Genomic DNA, 12,804 nt, shown 5'->3' with positions numbered 1-12,804 from the left:
ATAATATGCGGTGTTGGCATTATGTCCTCCATGTTCGAGAAGGACGCTATCACCTCAAAAGGTGACAGTAAACCCCGAAAGGGTAAAGCAAACCTTTCGGGGTATTTTTCTACACTGACATTTCCATGACGCAGATCCGTTTTCCCTGACCATCTTTCAGAGTCGGACCAGCCTTTTTCGTTGGGAGGCCAATAGACGATAACCATCTGATATATGCTGGAGACATCAGCGCAATTAGCTTTGTGGCGCCTAACTCTCGTGCTGCGCAGGTGAGGGCCTTGGCGTTGTCAGCGAGTATCGAATTGCGCTCTTTGGGATGAACTTCAGGGGCGACTGTAAAGCGGGTGGCCTCCCAGATGTTTGCAGCTTGTGGGGGTGTTTCCAACAGGCCCGAAGGTATGCCGTCCAGCTTCCCCTCGCAGGCATCATTGATCATGTAGGACCAAGTTCCGAACTTGCCCCTTGTCGGGTTCAACCTTGAGGCTGCGAGAGGCATGCCGTTTACATGGGAGATCACATATTTTGTACGGGGCGTATCATATTGGTCTGCTTCAGCGTCACCAGTATGGGGAACGTCCCAGTGCATTTCATCGACAAATAGTCGTTTGCGCATGGCCATGTGAAGCCACCAGAGTTGTCCGTGTTCGTGAATCGTTTCCCAGGAAACAATAGAGTGCTGCATTGATATTCTCCAAGTTGCAAACTGGGAGAAAGAATTGCACTCCTTTTACGGGAAGCGCCTCTACTTTATGGGGTGAAGTGTTAGCCCTGCGATTGCACAAATGTTCACCGCTGCGACGAAATTGTTGACCCCGATTTGCCTTTGCACAGTGGTCTTTCGTTGTTTGACGGTCTCTTCAGAAATGTCGAGTTTTGCAGAGATTTCCTTTGCTCTAAGACCTTTCGCCGCAAGATAAACAACGTCAATATGCTGAGCGTGCAGTAACCGCGCCTTACTGGTCAAGTACCCCATGTGAGCTTGCCTCACAGCTCGGCAAGCGGCTTGAGACGCAGCGTCTGTCAGATCCTTCTGCGTGGTCAGACCTACCAGGCAGAGACTTCCTGCGACTGTATCCGTGATTGAACTACCTGACCTGAGTCCGTAACCGAAACAGGCATCCTTAAAATCAGGCTCGGTAATAGAGGTAGCATTCCACTGATGAACCCCCGGGCCCCGAAGTCCGCTTGTGACAGCCGGATCTTGGGCTAACCAGCCGCGGTTATGGTAAAGTTCCTGCCACTGTTCGCTGTAACTTGTGTGAACGTCGATTTCGCCCGTTTTGAAAGAACCAACACCAAGGGCGAAGCCCTGAGGCGCGACATCAAATAAGAGGTCGGGAACGTCTGAAAAGAAATGCATCAAATTCTCTATTTTTCACCTTTTGAGGTGAAGGATGCCATTTTAGGTATTGAACCGCAAGTGTAAGTTGTGCAGCTTGGGCGCGTTTACCGTGGATGGATATTTGATATGCGTGATAACGTGCTGTCGGCCAAAGAGATTTTGAAAGAACTTGTGGGAAAAATGACCGAAGCCGAGGCTCAAGTTTATCTCGAAGAGCTTAAGAAGCTGAGCTCTCGTCAGTAGAACTGGATAGCCTTTCCAGTTCCTTCAAGGCTTCTTCTTCAGACATCCCGTCAATCAGCTTAAACAGCTCTGTTTTCGTGTTGGAAAGAGGGTTGTTCGAATCTAGTGCTGCGAGGTTCGATCCGAGTACCCGTAGGATTTCCTCAAGACTCTTTTGAGAAAGCGTTTTGCTCTCACCACGCATGAACTTACCGAGTGTGTTTGGCGCGATACCAGCGTCTGCGCAGATCTGCGCAGCCTTTTTCCCTTTGTAACCGATCAACGCTCCCAAGTTCGCGCGTCGTTTATCCCAAATATCATCCATGTCGACGATCCGTTGTAGACTTCACCGGCACTATTTCACCTTTCGGGGTGAAATTGAATATACCAAAAAGGTTGTTTACAGACCTCAAAGGGGCACATATAACCTCAAAAGGTGATAAAAGCAACTTTTGAGGTTAGCCATGAAAGCAAAGGGCGATAATGAGACCTTCTTTCCTGACTCCGACGAGTTTAGGGCATGGCTAAAGGTGGTGAAGAGCAGGTTGGGAATTAAACCTGCTGCTTTAAGCGTAGCCTCTGGCGTTGCAACCAACACTCTCGGAAAGTTTGAAGACGAACGTCATAAGGGGCGAGAAATACATCTGTCAACGGCTGCGAAGGTCCATCGGACTGCCCTTAAGTTGGCGCGTGAAAAGGGTATTTTGCTTCCCCCATTGGACCAGTTCGCCAAGGACCAAGAGGCCTTGAAATGACGGAGCCTCGCAAGCACGACGACCGCATCAAGATCACCGAAGATGGGGTGGAGATCTCTTCTAATCTCGGGATCCTGATGTTCACCGAGGATGGGTTGACTATCTCAGCCGCTCCAATCTCGGTTGTCTCGAACTCGATCAAACGCAGCATCGATGGCGGTCATGGGTAAGCGCAGCACCTTCAAACGCCGCAAGAACGACCTGTACCGCACGCCATGGGATCCGGTGCCGCTGCTGGCGCCCCATCTGCCCACACGATTCCGATATGCCGAACCATGCGCCGGAAACGGGCGGCTGATTGATCACCTTCGATGGATCGGCGGCACCTGCACAGAGGCGGTCGATATCAATCCGGGGCGAGGGGACGTCACGCAGGGCAACGCTTTGCACTGGACGCCAAAGGCTAAGCCGCGCCGTCCGCTTGATTACATCATCACAAACCCGCCCTGGTCGCGGGAGATCCTGCACCCGCTGATATTGCGCTGGGCAGGTCTGTGCCCGACGTGGCTGCTGTTTGATGCGGACTGGTGCCACACGCTGCAGGCACAGCCGTACCTGCGCCACTGCCGCAAGATCGTCTCGGTCGGGCGGGTGAAGTGGATTGAGGGCAGCAAGCACACGGGAAAAGACAACTGCGCCTGGCATCTGTTCACAGCAGGGAGCCACGGGCGCACCGAGTTCGTCGGCAGGTCGGCAGCAACCAAGAAAAACAACGCCCAGCGCTGGGCGGAAAACACATGTGAGGTGACGTCATGACAGACAAGCCAAGCGGCAGGGTCACGGTCAGGCGGCGGTCGGGGTTTTCGACCATTCCGAATGCCTTGATCCGAGACACGTCGATATCCGCGGATGCACGGTTGTTGCTGTGCTACGTGATGTCCTGCAGTGATGATTGGACCTTCTATGTCTCCAAGTGCCAGGAGGTGCTGGGATGCAAAAAGGACAAATGGCAGAAGATCAGAAGAGAGGTCATCAATGCCGGTTACCTGAAGGTTCAGCCCAAACAGGGGGCCGATGGGCGCCTAGATGGCTACATTTGGGAAGTGTTCGACACTCCCCAGCCTCAACATGAGGGAGAACAAGGCGGGAACGAGTCACAAGATGTTGTGAATGCGGCGGCTAACCGTGAGCCGGAAAAACCAGCTCCCGGCGTGGAACAGTCCGAATTGTTTCACCGTGAGCCGGAAAAAACCGCCCGCCGGTGCAACCCGCCCGCCGGTAAAACCGGCTCCTTAAGAAGAACAACAAAACAAAAAGACCAACAAACAAGTTGCGCGGCTGACGCCCCGCACAATCCTGAATTTGATTTTGATGGTTTCGTTGCCCAGTTCTCGGCTGCCTATCCTCGGATGGGCCTGCCAGAGGCGACCGAGGACGCACTGCGCACGGCGCTGGGCGAGGGGGCCGCCCCGGCGGAGATCCTGGCTGGTGCCCGCGCCTATGCTGTCGAGCAGGATGGCAACGCCCCGCGGTATGTGAAGCTCTCCGAGAACTGGATCGCTGAGAAACGCTGGCGCCAACACGTCATCAGCCCCAAGGCGCAGGCTGATCAATCCGAGGTGCTGGCCTACTGGGCGAAAGAGATCCTTGAGGCCAAGCCCCACATGCGCGGTCGTGTGTCGCCGTCCATGGCTCGGGAATGCCTGAGCGCGGGACTGGTGACCGAGCAGGATTGCAGACAGGTCGGGGTGTCGCTGTGATGTCGCCGCATTCGGACCCAGAGACCCACGGCGTGCAGTTTGGCCGGGTGGTGGTGACCGTCGACGCCGCACTGGGCGATTGCATCGTTATCGCCCCGCAGCCCGGCCCGATCTGCACCAGCCCCAAGCGCATACGCCTGAACAGCCTTGATGAGATCCGCGGGGCCTACCGCACCCAAAGCCGCCTCGCTGCGCGTGTACCGGATCAGTACCCCCACGCCAAAGACATCGCGGCAGCGCTGGAATTCGCTGGAAAGACGCTGAGCGCCGCACAGGGCGCAAGACACCAAACGAAAGGGCAGAGAAATGCTTGATCAACAGGAACCGTCCAACGCGCAGATAGAGCGCGCCACTGAGATCTGGGACAACGTGACAGGCGCGTCATCAGAAGCCATCGCTGCGCGTGTGACGGGTGAGGGCGAGCAGAGCGGTGACTACCCGCTGGATGGTGCCGATTTCGGGCGCTGTGAGCGTCTGTTGGATGCTGTGCCTGGCTTACGGGATCAACTGTCGATGATGACCGACGTCAACGCCTACTGGGCAGCTCTGGTCAAGCGCTGGGATGATATCCGCAGCGCCGATGATCAAACCGCCCTGATCAAGGAAATCGTTACGCCCATCCAGAAAGCTGATCCGGGGCATGTGTCGCGCGGGGAAGGGGTGTCAATGCGCGTGGGGCCCAATACCTTTCAGGGCGTTGATACATCTGCCAGCGAAGGCCCGCTAAAGTCCGATGGCGATGCGCTCTATTTCCGCGCTGCGGCAGTTGTCGTCAGTGAGGGGAAAGCCAGCACCAGCTTTGTGCAGCGCAAGCTCGCAATCGGCTACAACAAGGCCGCGCGTCTGATCGAACGCATGGAAGAGGCAGGAATCGTATCTGCCCCTGATAATGTGGGAAAGCGCGAGGTGGCGACGATTGAAACGATCCGCACCGTCCTGTCCCTGCAATCCGCCATCCCCGATGACGCAGACCGCGAAACCGTTGTGAAGATGCTGACAGCAGCCTGTGACGATATCGGTGGCCAGCAACTCAAAGCCAAGCACGCGGAGCAACGCAAGGCCTCTGGTAAGCCCCCGATGAAGGCGGACCCGGATTTCGACAATGCCGCAGATACCACATACCGGGTGACGGCAGGCGAGCTGCGCCAGTTCATCGAACGGTTCGAACGCCTGGACGCTGAGAAGAAAGAACTGGCTGAACAACAGAAAGAGGTCATGGCAGAGGCCAAGGCCCGCGGCTACGACACCAAGGTCATCCGAAAGGTGATCGCCCTGCGTAAGCGCGACAAGGACGATATCGCCGAGGAAGAGGCAGTCCTCGAAATGTACAAAGAAGCGCTGGGCATGGGGTGAGGCAGACACATGGAACGCATGACAGCTGCAGACTACAAGGCCGCCCAGCGCGCTGCGGAGGGGCAGGGGGAAGACAGACGCCGGGTGCGCGGCACAAAGCGCACCACGACCGCTGACGGCATCACCCACGACAGCAAGACTGAGGCGGATCGCTGGGAAGAGCTGAAACTGTTGCAGGCGAGCGGTGCGATCTGTGGTCTGCGTCGGCAAGCCCCGATCCCTCTCATCGGCCGGGATGGCCCGATCATGACCGACAGCGGCAACCAGCAGCGGGTTTACCGGGCTGATTTCGTCTACGTCGACAACGCGCTGGGCGTCACTGTCGTTGAGGATCGCAAGGGGCATGAGACCGACAAATTCAAACTGGTGAAGTCAGTACTCGCGGCTCAGGGCATTGAACTGCTGATCACCCGTGCGAAGGGGTGAGGGCAGGGTATGGGTGTTGAAGACGATCTGAAACACGAACTTGCGAATATGCGCAAACTGCTCGACCAAGCGCAACGCGCTGGGCGATCTGCACCGTCGCGCGCATCACCGGCAGTCGTGGCGCAGCAACTCCAGATGCCGGACGTTGTTCGCTTCCCCTTGGCGCAATTCGCAGCCGGTCGCGGCTGCAAGGTTCCCCTGCCTGAGTTGGTACAGGAGATTGCGGAAGTTGTAGGCCGTGAAAATGCGGTCAAGCTGGTGGAGGGCACACGTCAGCGCGGCACGCGCCGCTGGCGGCGTCACCTCTACATTCCAAGCGACATGCCGGAAGATCACCGGATCGTTTCCCTGATCGGCTGGGAGGCTGCACAGGCGCTGAGTTTCAGCCATGCAAACAGCGTTCTGGAATTGCCCAGCTGCCACGGTCTGAGAAAAGCCTATCTGGCCGACGTAGTGATCAAAATGGCAGGGCAGGGTGCGGATCAGGCCGAGATCGCCTCAGAGCTCGGGGTCGAGCGCAAGACGGTCGCAAACCTGCTGGATCTGGCGGACTACTGGGCGCCGCGGTTGGTGTAGGGGGGAGGGGTAATGTCTTGGGGGCCGCGACAACCGACTGAAAAGCCGCTGAGTGTACCAATTCGGTGCGCCTATTGCGGGACAGCATCCAGCCAAGACCGGTGCCCCAGCTGTGGCGCGCCACGGTCTGCTGTAGAGTGTCTGGAAGATGTTCTCCGCACGGATACGGTTCGATAGAGGTCTAGAATTGGAGCGGCGTTATTCTTCGTTGGCCAACACGCGCAATACTACCTTTCGCACTTTCTCTCTGGCCTCTTCCATAGTGTCTACCCGACCGTGCTCTGCTGGATGGACCCATGTCGCCCATGTCCAGGGCTTGGAGCCATTATATGGAAAGGCATCCAGACTTATCCGGCCCACCGAACGGCCGTTCCAAGTGATCACCCAATCATTTTCGCCGACTACGCTGCCGATTACCGTTTTTCGCATGGTCCACATGTTTCGAACAAATAGGGAACATTTAGGGTGCGTCAAGCTGCGAGAGAAGCGAAACTGCCTGCGGTAGACATCTGACGTTCGCTCGTGGTTCAGCATGAGGTAGTTTGGCCTCAAAGCTGCCTTGCGGAGGTGCTATTGCTGACGCACGGCAAATCCGCCCCTGGGACTCGAACCCGGATGGCGCCAGTCAGCCCAATTCGGACATTCGCACGAGGCCTGCGACGCCCTCGCTGCAGACGCGAAGGATCCCGCCAGACTTCCCGAGAGCGGACCTTCAGGCTAGCTCAGCTGGCCAGGACGATGCTGCACCCCGCTCGAAGGTTAGAGATGCGCAGATAGAGACCTTTGCAAAGTCGTGAAATCTGCCAGCCGGACGGCGGTCCCATGCTGCACGAGCAACGGATGGAGCAGACCTTCGCCGCAAGTGCAGCCACCAACCATCATCGAACGGACGTGATGCGGGACGAAGCTGCCGCTCGTAGAATTTAGGACGCTGAGGACTCTCTGGTTTGCATCGCAAAATCATAGGTGACTGAATTCGCGAGCCACTTCGGTGGCAAGGCATTCATGTTCTGAATACCTCCGATACGCTCCGCCAATCTCCGCGACGGGAGATTATCCTGCACTATGCGGGCGATCATGGCGGACAAACCCAGCCCGTTGCGCGCATGATCCAGATAGGCCCTGCAAGCTTCGGTGGCGTAGCCTTTCCTCTCGTCATCACTTGACCAGATGGTCCAAGTAAACTCGGGAACTTCGCCTTCGTTGAGGTGCAAAGCACCAACATGCCCCAACGCTCGACCGGTGCTACGATCAGTGAATATAAGTCGGCCAAAGCCTCGAAGCTCCCAGTGCCCGACCATGGCCGCCAGCTTCTCAAAAGCCTGAACGCTGTCGAACGGTCCACCAACGAACCCGGACCGATCACTTAGGCAATACGAAGTGTAGGGAATAAGATCCGAAGCATTCGGCATACGAAACGTCAGACGTTCTGTTTGAAGGTGGACTGGTTGCATTTCAGGTCTCAAAGAAAGGGCCGCAACAATCCGTTGCAGGCCGAACAGTTTTCAACCAATGCCACTTAGCGCCACGTCATGACACCCTAATGACGGCTAAGGGCTCATTGCTGCCTTGCGGCGATGCACCAGCAGAGTTGCAGCGTGCGCGCACATGTTCCCGGTCCTCAGAGGACGCCAGCCAGCCCGAAGCGGACGTGATCTGTGCACCGGCAGCACTGGACCGTCCAGGCAAGTGGGGCGGAGAGCTGCCGTTCGCTGCGCAAAGCACGAACGGCAGCTTTCTCTCAAAACCGACTTCCCCAACGCATGCCGCGGTCAAGTGGATGCCTTCTGGGTCAAACGCAAGAACGGAGGTGTGGAAGGGACTGCTCGAAAGCAGTTATGCACTCTTCAAAATGGGGAGCTTTCGGCGTCAAGGTGGCGCAGTATGAATTGAATGCCGTATTGTAAAATGCTCGTAGAACCAGGTTCATGAATTGATAAGGAGTGAATGGAGCAGAGACTGGAATTCTGCAGTTCTTAAACTGCCCTATTGTTAAGTGAGTGCGTGGGTGATGGTATTCCCTAAAGTTTTGTGGATCAAAGTCGATGCGCAGCGGCGCTACGATTATGTTCCTCTCAATAACTTCAGAATACAAAACATCTTCCTGGTAGACTTCGGCATTGTTCTGAAAGTCTAATAAGTCAGGCGACGGCCAGAAACCCACAGTGTGAGAGATCAATGCATTTTTCTGGAAACGATACATGAGCTGCACGAGGCCGCCGTCGACCATTGAGAAATTGTAGCATCGACGCCGCTTGAGTTCTTCGTAAGTCTCCTGATACTCGACATTCTTCAAAGCGAAAGAGAGGCTGTCGACTGCGTCAATTCCGACAATAGCAATCTGGCCGTCCTCGTGGTTCGCAGTACGCACGCTCGGCCAGTTCTGATCTGCGCAAAGTCCCACTTCTACAAGTTTAGAAGTAATGTGTGAGATTTCGGCCTCCACAGCCTTCGCATAATTCATTACGGGCCAAGAAGTTTCTTGAGCAGGTCGATATCTTCTTTCGAGAAGTCTTCCGGCTGGAGTCTACCCGCGGCCAGGTCGGCCGCCATATCAGACAAGGAGCTTTTACTCCTCCTGAGAGCACGTTGCTCATCTGCGCTGCGATCTCTATTTACAACCCGCAATTTTTTCCGAAGTGGAGCATCCGGATACTTGAAGTTCAACTTAAAGTCGTTCGCCTCAATTTTTTCAATTTCTTCTGTAAGCTTAGCCATGTTTGGCCCATGTCCGAGTATCTTAACCCATGCCTTACTTCGCGTGATGGCCGTGAAAAGCTGGTTCCTCACGCGCCCCACACCGCTAAACGATTCAAAGCAATCTTGGGCGTTCACGATATAAACCATACCCGCCTCGTTTCCTTTAGCTCGAAAAATTCCGGTGAAGGCGACGGAACCCTCTTCTGGCTTGAAGAAAATATCTGAGTCCGTATCGACACCGGCAACGTGGCTTTGGATCCCTCTTTCAAAGAGAATTTTTCGGATCGGGCCGACTTGCCTGTTCGTAGTCAGTGGATTCGGGTTGATGACAATGATGTCCTCTGGCCGAAGATCATCTTCACGCAGATTTTTTTCTATCTGGGATGCTACCCACTGAGCCTGATCAAGTTCAGATGGAAATTGTATTTTCTGCAATAGGGGTTCAACTTGACCTGGCGCCTCCAAGAATTCGGGGCTGGAACGAGTGGGGCGAACGAGCGTCACTTGGTGATTATCACGCAGTGCTCCTGCCTCGACCTCATACCCAACCTCCTCCCAAAGTTCAGGCCGATCAAACATTTGAACAAGGCCAGTTCCCAATTTCGGATCAACATCGCGGTAAATGCCAAACCCTAGTGCGTGGGCGGTGGTCAAGATAGGGCGTGAGTTGCGGTAGCATTTTTCTAGAATAATATCATGACTCGAGGAGCCATCTGCATTGAGCGGCAATGCAACTTCAGCGGTTCCATCTTCCCGAAGGCCAAAGATTTCCTCTACAGGAGGAAGACTGCTCTCTGTAAGTGATTGAAGCTCATCGTAGGCAAAAACGAGACGTCGCTTTTCATCTAGAGAAGCGTAACACATTCTCAGAAAGGCGGGATCAAAGTCTTGCGCCTCATCGACCAATATTGCGTCAAAGAGCTTGCGCGGATGCGGGACTTCGTTGAGTGCGGCCTCCACCACACCTCGAAAAGCTCCATCGAAACCATACTTTGCCTTCGCACTCCTGAAGTCAAAATAGGTCGCACCATTTTCGGCGCAGAACTGATAATAGATACCAGTTCGTGTCGCACCACCGGGCGCACCCCATGCGTTTATGACCTGAAGGTTCTCGTTAGGCCTTGATCCGGTTTGGTCTCGGACAAACGTGTCAATGAGGTGGTTGAAGTGATTTTTGAGAGATCGTGTGTTGAAAGTAACAGCGATCTTCCAGTGAGGATTTTGAGCGTGGAGATATGCGGCCTTCAGTGCAAGGATAATAGTTTTTCCGGAACCTGCGAGCCCACGGATACGTTGCACTCCATCAACCGTTTCAATGACGGCTTGGCTCTGCCTAGAGTCTAGGTTTGCGATTGAATCCTCAAGAGCTTTAAGTGCGCTCCCATGTGATTGCTCTCTGGTAATCTTTCGAGGTGACAAAGTCTTTCGAATTGTCGAGATCGATTGAATTATAGAAAGACTTGGCTCGTAGAGTTCGGGTGTCGTCCACTCGATCCCCTTGATCGCCTCAATTATCGTTTCTTTGTTTGCCAGGATATAATTGTCATCGGTATATAATTCGGTAGCGAGAGGTGCGAACGTAATCGTCCTGGGTGGAGACTTCAGATGGCGACCAGCCTTGAGGACGCGATGAGGCAATAATTTTGCCTCAAGCAAACTGGCTAATTCATCCTGGCTTTCTTCAAAGTTTCCTACCTCACGACCTTCTATCATTTGAATTGCGATCAGGCCTCGATCCTTGGATATCCATAGCGCGTCGATCGTTTCTCGGCCATCCGCGGAGGATAAAATCGGATAGCCGATGTAAAGGACGCCGTCTTCGGAGCCGAAGGCATCGGTAGTAACTGCAGCGAGGAGCTCGGACGTTGCAGGCTTCTGTGTTGTGCCTCGGATGATTTCCATTGGGAGTCCTAGTGAGTTAGCCAGTATATATTTAGTAGCGTCTTATTTCATCAATTTGGCAGCCCGCCTAGAGACCACTGCGCCTTGTGGCGCAGTTTCGGCACGGCGTGCGACCTACGTATCTTGATCGCCTTTTCGCTGTTGCGCAACAGATCCCCCGTCGCCATCAATAGCATGCTGCCGGGACCGGTCACCAGCCGCGCCTGGCGTGAAAGTCGGCTCAGGGCCGATCGGGTTAACAAGTGCGCCCGATCACCCCGACTTTGCAAAGGTTACTATCTGCGCCAAACGGCCCATAGCGAAAGTCGTGTCGGCTTTGGTCGTTCAGAAAATCCGCCAGAGGTGACAGCCCCGTAAACGCGCGATCCTGTCCAAAAAGGGCAGAGGGTCGCGCGCATGACGCTTATCGAACGCATAGAGCAGGCATCAACCGGCATTGCAGTGACAGCAATGACCGCGGCGGCGTCGGGTGCTGTCTGGCTTGTCCGTCGGATTTTCACCAATCAAAAGCAGATTGAGATCCTGCAGCAATCGCTCGAGGCGCGCGATAAGCAGCGTGACGAGGATCGCGAGGCCCTTTCCGACGTCAGAACGGATGTTCGCGAGATCCGCGAATTCCTTCACCGCAGATAACCGGGGCAATGCCCCGCTTGGGGTGAAAGGAGATCTTTGCCATGCAGCTCATTAAAAACTGGAAGCAAACGCTTAAAGGGGCGTGGTCAATTCGTCTGATCGCAATCGCGTGCCTGGTGTCAGCCGTCCCTGTTTTCCTCTCGCTTTTGTCTCCTGGCTTGCTGGGTATCGACCCGGTGATTTTCGCGGCAGTTTCGATGGTGATCAATGCCCTTGCTATTCCCGCGCGCCTGATCGCCCAGGTTGGATTTACCGACCTGCTGTCCGAATTCCGACGTGATACATCGGGGGCGGTGGGTACCCGGTTTGTCAAACAGGTGGGAGCGGGCGCGCTGGTCATTGCCTTGGCCACGCCATTCATCGCGAAATGGGAAGGTGTCAGGCTTGAGGCCTACCGCGATATTGTCGGCGTGCCGACCATTTGTTTCGGCGATACGCATGGTGTGCGGTTGGGTGATACGGCAACCATGGGCGAATGCGTCGACCGGCTCGAACAGGATGTCCAGGCTTTCTATTCCGAAATCGCGGCCTGCATGACAAATCCGGATATTCCGGCTGGGGTTCAGGCATCAATGCTCGAACTGGCCTTCAATGTGGGATCACGTCCGGTGTGTCGGTCCACGATGATGCGTCTGGCCAATGCGGGCAATTATCGCCTCGCGTGTGACGAACTACGACGTTGGGTGATTGCGGGCGGCAAGCACGTGCGTGGCCTGTCGAACCGACGGGCCGATAGCAAAGCAACACTCTGCCTGCAGGGGTTCACGTAATGCGCACTCTCTCGCTGCTGATGCTCTGCGTTGTTCTGGCATCCTGTGCCAAGGGGGCGGGGATTATCGCCGGTGCGATTGCAGGTGGTCCCAATGTGGCCGCCAATGTTCAGGCGGGCAGTACCAATGCCCAGACCGTTGGGCAAACCACGCTGCAGGATCAGCGGATCGATGACACGCAAGCCCGCAATATCGAACAGAGTTCCGGAGATACTCAGCTCAGAACTGAGCGCGTTGAGACCGTGATCCTGCGAGAAGATCCGCCAGCGTGGTTGCTGCTGGTGGCTCTGATTGGCTGGCTGCTGCCGACACCACAACAGATCGGCGCCGCGTTCGTCGCTCTGATCGCCAGACCTTTTCGCGGGTCCCTCTCTGGGGGGTAAGGCCTGTGGGTATGCATATGCGCAGAAATTTATGTGTGGGTG

At 55.3% G+C, this 12,804-nt stretch carries 17 protein-coding genes and 1 pseudogene; 12 read left to right on the top strand and 6 right to left on the bottom strand.

All coding sequences use genetic code 11. The features are described 5' to 3' along the window. Positions 1-109 precede the first annotated feature (109 nt). The 3 genes from INHI_RS20525 to INHI_RS0112705 form a co-directional block, all read right to left on the bottom strand. Entirely contained in the window at positions 110-682 is a 573-nt protein-coding gene (locus INHI_RS20525; RefSeq protein WP_051338966.1) for an acyl-homoserine-lactone synthase, read from the bottom strand. Positions 683-742: 60 nt separating this feature from the next. Further along, the gene (locus INHI_RS0112710; protein ID WP_027247890.1) at positions 743-1,360 is read right to left on the bottom strand and encodes a helix-turn-helix transcriptional regulator; all 618 of its coding nucleotides are present in this window, start codon (positions 1,358-1,360) and stop codon (positions 743-745) included. A gap of 199 nt (positions 1,361-1,559) precedes the next feature. Continuing rightward, positions 1,560-1,889, bottom strand: a complete 330-nt coding sequence (locus INHI_RS0112705; protein WP_027247889.1) for a hypothetical protein — start codon at positions 1,887-1,889, stop codon at positions 1,560-1,562. Between the two features lie 139 nt (positions 1,890-2,028). On the opposite strand from INHI_RS0112705, the gene INHI_RS0112700 reads away from it, so the two are divergent. The 9 genes and pseudogenes from INHI_RS0112700 (at position 2,029) to INHI_RS0112665 (ending at position 6,374) form a co-directional block, all read left to right on the top strand. Beyond that, entirely contained in the window at positions 2,029-2,319 is a 291-nt protein-coding gene (locus tag INHI_RS0112700) for a hypothetical protein (protein ID WP_027247888.1), read from the top strand. Continuing rightward, positions 2,316-2,489 (top strand): hypothetical protein, encoded by a 174-nt coding sequence (locus INHI_RS21105; RefSeq protein WP_155805595.1) that lies wholly within the window; start codon positions 2,316-2,318, stop codon positions 2,487-2,489. Before INHI_RS0112700 ends, INHI_RS21105 begins: the two co-directional genes overlap by 4 nt. Beyond that, on the top strand, positions 2,482-3,075 hold the full coding sequence (locus INHI_RS0112690) for a class I SAM-dependent methyltransferase (protein ID WP_254656878.1): 594 nt from the start codon (positions 2,482-2,484) through the stop codon (positions 3,073-3,075). Before INHI_RS21105 ends, INHI_RS0112690 begins: the two co-directional genes overlap by 8 nt. Continuing rightward, positions 3,072-4,019: a helix-turn-helix domain-containing protein gene (locus INHI_RS0112685; protein ID WP_027247886.1), complete on the top strand. Its 948-nt coding sequence runs from the start codon at positions 3,072-3,074 to the stop codon at positions 4,017-4,019. The genes INHI_RS0112690 and INHI_RS0112685 overlap by 4 nt, the downstream gene beginning before the upstream one ends. Further along, positions 4,019-4,333 carry a hypothetical protein gene (locus tag INHI_RS0112680; protein ID WP_027247885.1) on the top strand — a complete coding sequence of 105 codons (315 nt, stop codon included), beginning with the start codon at positions 4,019-4,021 and terminating at the stop codon, positions 4,331-4,333. Before INHI_RS0112685 ends, INHI_RS0112680 begins: the two co-directional genes overlap by 1 nt. After that, positions 4,326-4,919 (top strand): annotated as a pseudogene (locus INHI_RS21415) (DNA translocase FtsK); the annotation flags it as partial. The gene INHI_RS0112680 and the pseudogene INHI_RS21415, both read left to right, overlap by 8 nt. Positions 4,920-5,096: 177 nt before the next feature. Next, positions 5,097-5,372: a DUF2312 domain-containing protein gene (locus INHI_RS21215; RefSeq protein ID WP_027247884.1), complete on the top strand. Its 276-nt coding sequence runs from the start codon at positions 5,097-5,099 to the stop codon at positions 5,370-5,372. A 9-nt stretch (positions 5,373-5,381) separates the two neighbouring features. Beyond that, positions 5,382-5,798, top strand: coding sequence for a DUF1064 domain-containing protein (locus INHI_RS20520; RefSeq protein ID WP_027247883.1), 417 nt, complete (start codon positions 5,382-5,384; stop codon positions 5,796-5,798). 9 nt (positions 5,799-5,807) lie between these two features. Next, positions 5,808-6,374, top strand: coding sequence for a hypothetical protein (locus INHI_RS0112665; RefSeq protein WP_027247882.1), 567 nt, complete (start codon positions 5,808-5,810; stop codon positions 6,372-6,374). A gap of 923 nt (positions 6,375-7,297) precedes the next feature. Here INHI_RS0112665 and INHI_RS20515 read toward each other — a convergent pair. From INHI_RS20515 to INHI_RS0112650, 3 genes are all read right to left on the bottom strand, one after another. Beyond that, on the bottom strand, positions 7,298-7,828 hold the full coding sequence (locus tag INHI_RS20515) for a GNAT family N-acetyltransferase (protein WP_051338965.1): 531 nt from the start codon (positions 7,826-7,828) through the stop codon (positions 7,298-7,300). A gap of 338 nt (positions 7,829-8,166) precedes the next feature. Beyond that, positions 8,167-8,838 (bottom strand): DUF2290 domain-containing protein, encoded by a 672-nt coding sequence (locus INHI_RS0112655; protein WP_027247881.1) that lies wholly within the window; start codon positions 8,836-8,838, stop codon positions 8,167-8,169. Beyond that, positions 8,838-10,976, bottom strand: coding sequence for a DEAD/DEAH box helicase (locus tag INHI_RS0112650; protein ID WP_027247880.1), 2,139 nt, complete (start codon positions 10,974-10,976; stop codon positions 8,838-8,840). The genes INHI_RS0112655 and INHI_RS0112650 overlap by 1 nt, the downstream gene beginning before the upstream one ends. A 396-nt stretch (positions 10,977-11,372) precedes the next feature. Here INHI_RS0112650 and INHI_RS0112645 point away from each other — a divergent pair, with 396 nt between their 5' ends. The 3 genes from INHI_RS0112645 to INHI_RS0112635 are packed head-to-tail and all read left to right on the top strand — an operon-like array spanning position 11,373 to position 12,762. Then, a complete protein-coding gene (locus INHI_RS0112645; protein WP_027247879.1) occupies positions 11,373-11,609 on the top strand; it encodes a hypothetical protein in 237 nt (78 codons plus the stop codon). 41 nt (positions 11,610-11,650) lie between these two features. Next, positions 11,651-12,379 carry a lysozyme gene (locus INHI_RS20735; RefSeq protein WP_051338964.1) on the top strand — a complete coding sequence of 243 codons (729 nt, stop codon included), beginning with the start codon at positions 11,651-11,653 and terminating at the stop codon, positions 12,377-12,379. Then, positions 12,379-12,762, top strand: coding sequence for a bacteriophage spanin2 family protein (locus INHI_RS0112635; protein ID WP_027247877.1), 384 nt, complete (start codon positions 12,379-12,381; stop codon positions 12,760-12,762). Before INHI_RS20735 ends, INHI_RS0112635 begins: the two co-directional genes overlap by 1 nt. Positions 12,763-12,804: the final 42 nt, after the last annotated feature.

It is taken from the genome of Phaeobacter inhibens DSM 16374, from assembly GCF_000473105.1.
GTDB lineage: Bacteria > Pseudomonadota > Alphaproteobacteria > Rhodobacterales > Rhodobacteraceae > Phaeobacter > Phaeobacter inhibens.
Note: the sequence above shows the minus strand (reverse complement) of the source record. Positions and strands in the feature narration are given on the sequence as shown.

What these genes read in the sequence shown, in the direction of transcription:
- INHI_RS20525 (WP_051338966.1), bottom strand. Translation starts at nt 682, where the DNA reads ATGCAGCACTCTATTGTTTCCTGGGAAACGATTCACGAACACGGACAA.
- INHI_RS20520 (WP_027247883.1), top strand. Translation starts at nt 5,382, where the DNA reads ATGGAACGCATGACAGCTGCAGACTACAAGGCCGCCCAGCGCGCTGCG.
- INHI_RS0112705 (WP_027247889.1), bottom strand. Translation starts at nt 1,889, where the DNA reads ATGGATGATATTTGGGATAAACGACGCGCGAACTTGGGAGCGTTGATC.
- INHI_RS0112710 (WP_027247890.1), bottom strand. Translation starts at nt 1,360, where the DNA reads ATGCATTTCTTTTCAGACGTTCCCGACCTCTTATTTGATGTCGCGCCT.
- INHI_RS20515 (WP_051338965.1), bottom strand. Translation starts at nt 7,828, where the DNA reads ATGCAACCAGTCCACCTTCAAACAGAACGTCTGACGTTTCGTATGCCG.
- INHI_RS0112645 (WP_027247879.1), top strand. Translation starts at nt 11,373, where the DNA reads ATGACGCTTATCGAACGCATAGAGCAGGCATCAACCGGCATTGCAGTG.
- INHI_RS21105 (WP_155805595.1), top strand. Translation starts at nt 2,316, where the DNA reads ATGACGGAGCCTCGCAAGCACGACGACCGCATCAAGATCACCGAAGAT.
- INHI_RS0112635 (WP_027247877.1), top strand. Translation starts at nt 12,379, where the DNA reads ATGCGCACTCTCTCGCTGCTGATGCTCTGCGTTGTTCTGGCATCCTGT.
- INHI_RS0112680 (WP_027247885.1), top strand. Translation starts at nt 4,019, where the DNA reads ATGTCGCCGCATTCGGACCCAGAGACCCACGGCGTGCAGTTTGGCCGG.
- INHI_RS0112665 (WP_027247882.1), top strand. Translation starts at nt 5,808, where the DNA reads ATGGGTGTTGAAGACGATCTGAAACACGAACTTGCGAATATGCGCAAA.
- INHI_RS0112700 (WP_027247888.1), top strand. Translation starts at nt 2,029, where the DNA reads ATGAAAGCAAAGGGCGATAATGAGACCTTCTTTCCTGACTCCGACGAG.
- INHI_RS0112685 (WP_027247886.1), top strand. Translation starts at nt 3,072, where the DNA reads ATGACAGACAAGCCAAGCGGCAGGGTCACGGTCAGGCGGCGGTCGGGG.
- INHI_RS21215 (WP_027247884.1), top strand. Translation starts at nt 5,097, where the DNA reads ATGAAGGCGGACCCGGATTTCGACAATGCCGCAGATACCACATACCGG.
- INHI_RS20735 (WP_051338964.1), top strand. Translation starts at nt 11,651, where the DNA reads ATGCAGCTCATTAAAAACTGGAAGCAAACGCTTAAAGGGGCGTGGTCA.
- INHI_RS0112690 (WP_254656878.1), top strand. Translation starts at nt 2,482, where the DNA reads ATGGGTAAGCGCAGCACCTTCAAACGCCGCAAGAACGACCTGTACCGC.
- INHI_RS0112650 (WP_027247880.1), bottom strand. Translation starts at nt 10,976, where the DNA reads ATGGAAATCATCCGAGGCACAACACAGAAGCCTGCAACGTCCGAGCTC.
- INHI_RS0112655 (WP_027247881.1), bottom strand. Translation starts at nt 8,838, where the DNA reads ATGAATTATGCGAAGGCTGTGGAGGCCGAAATCTCACACATTACTTCT.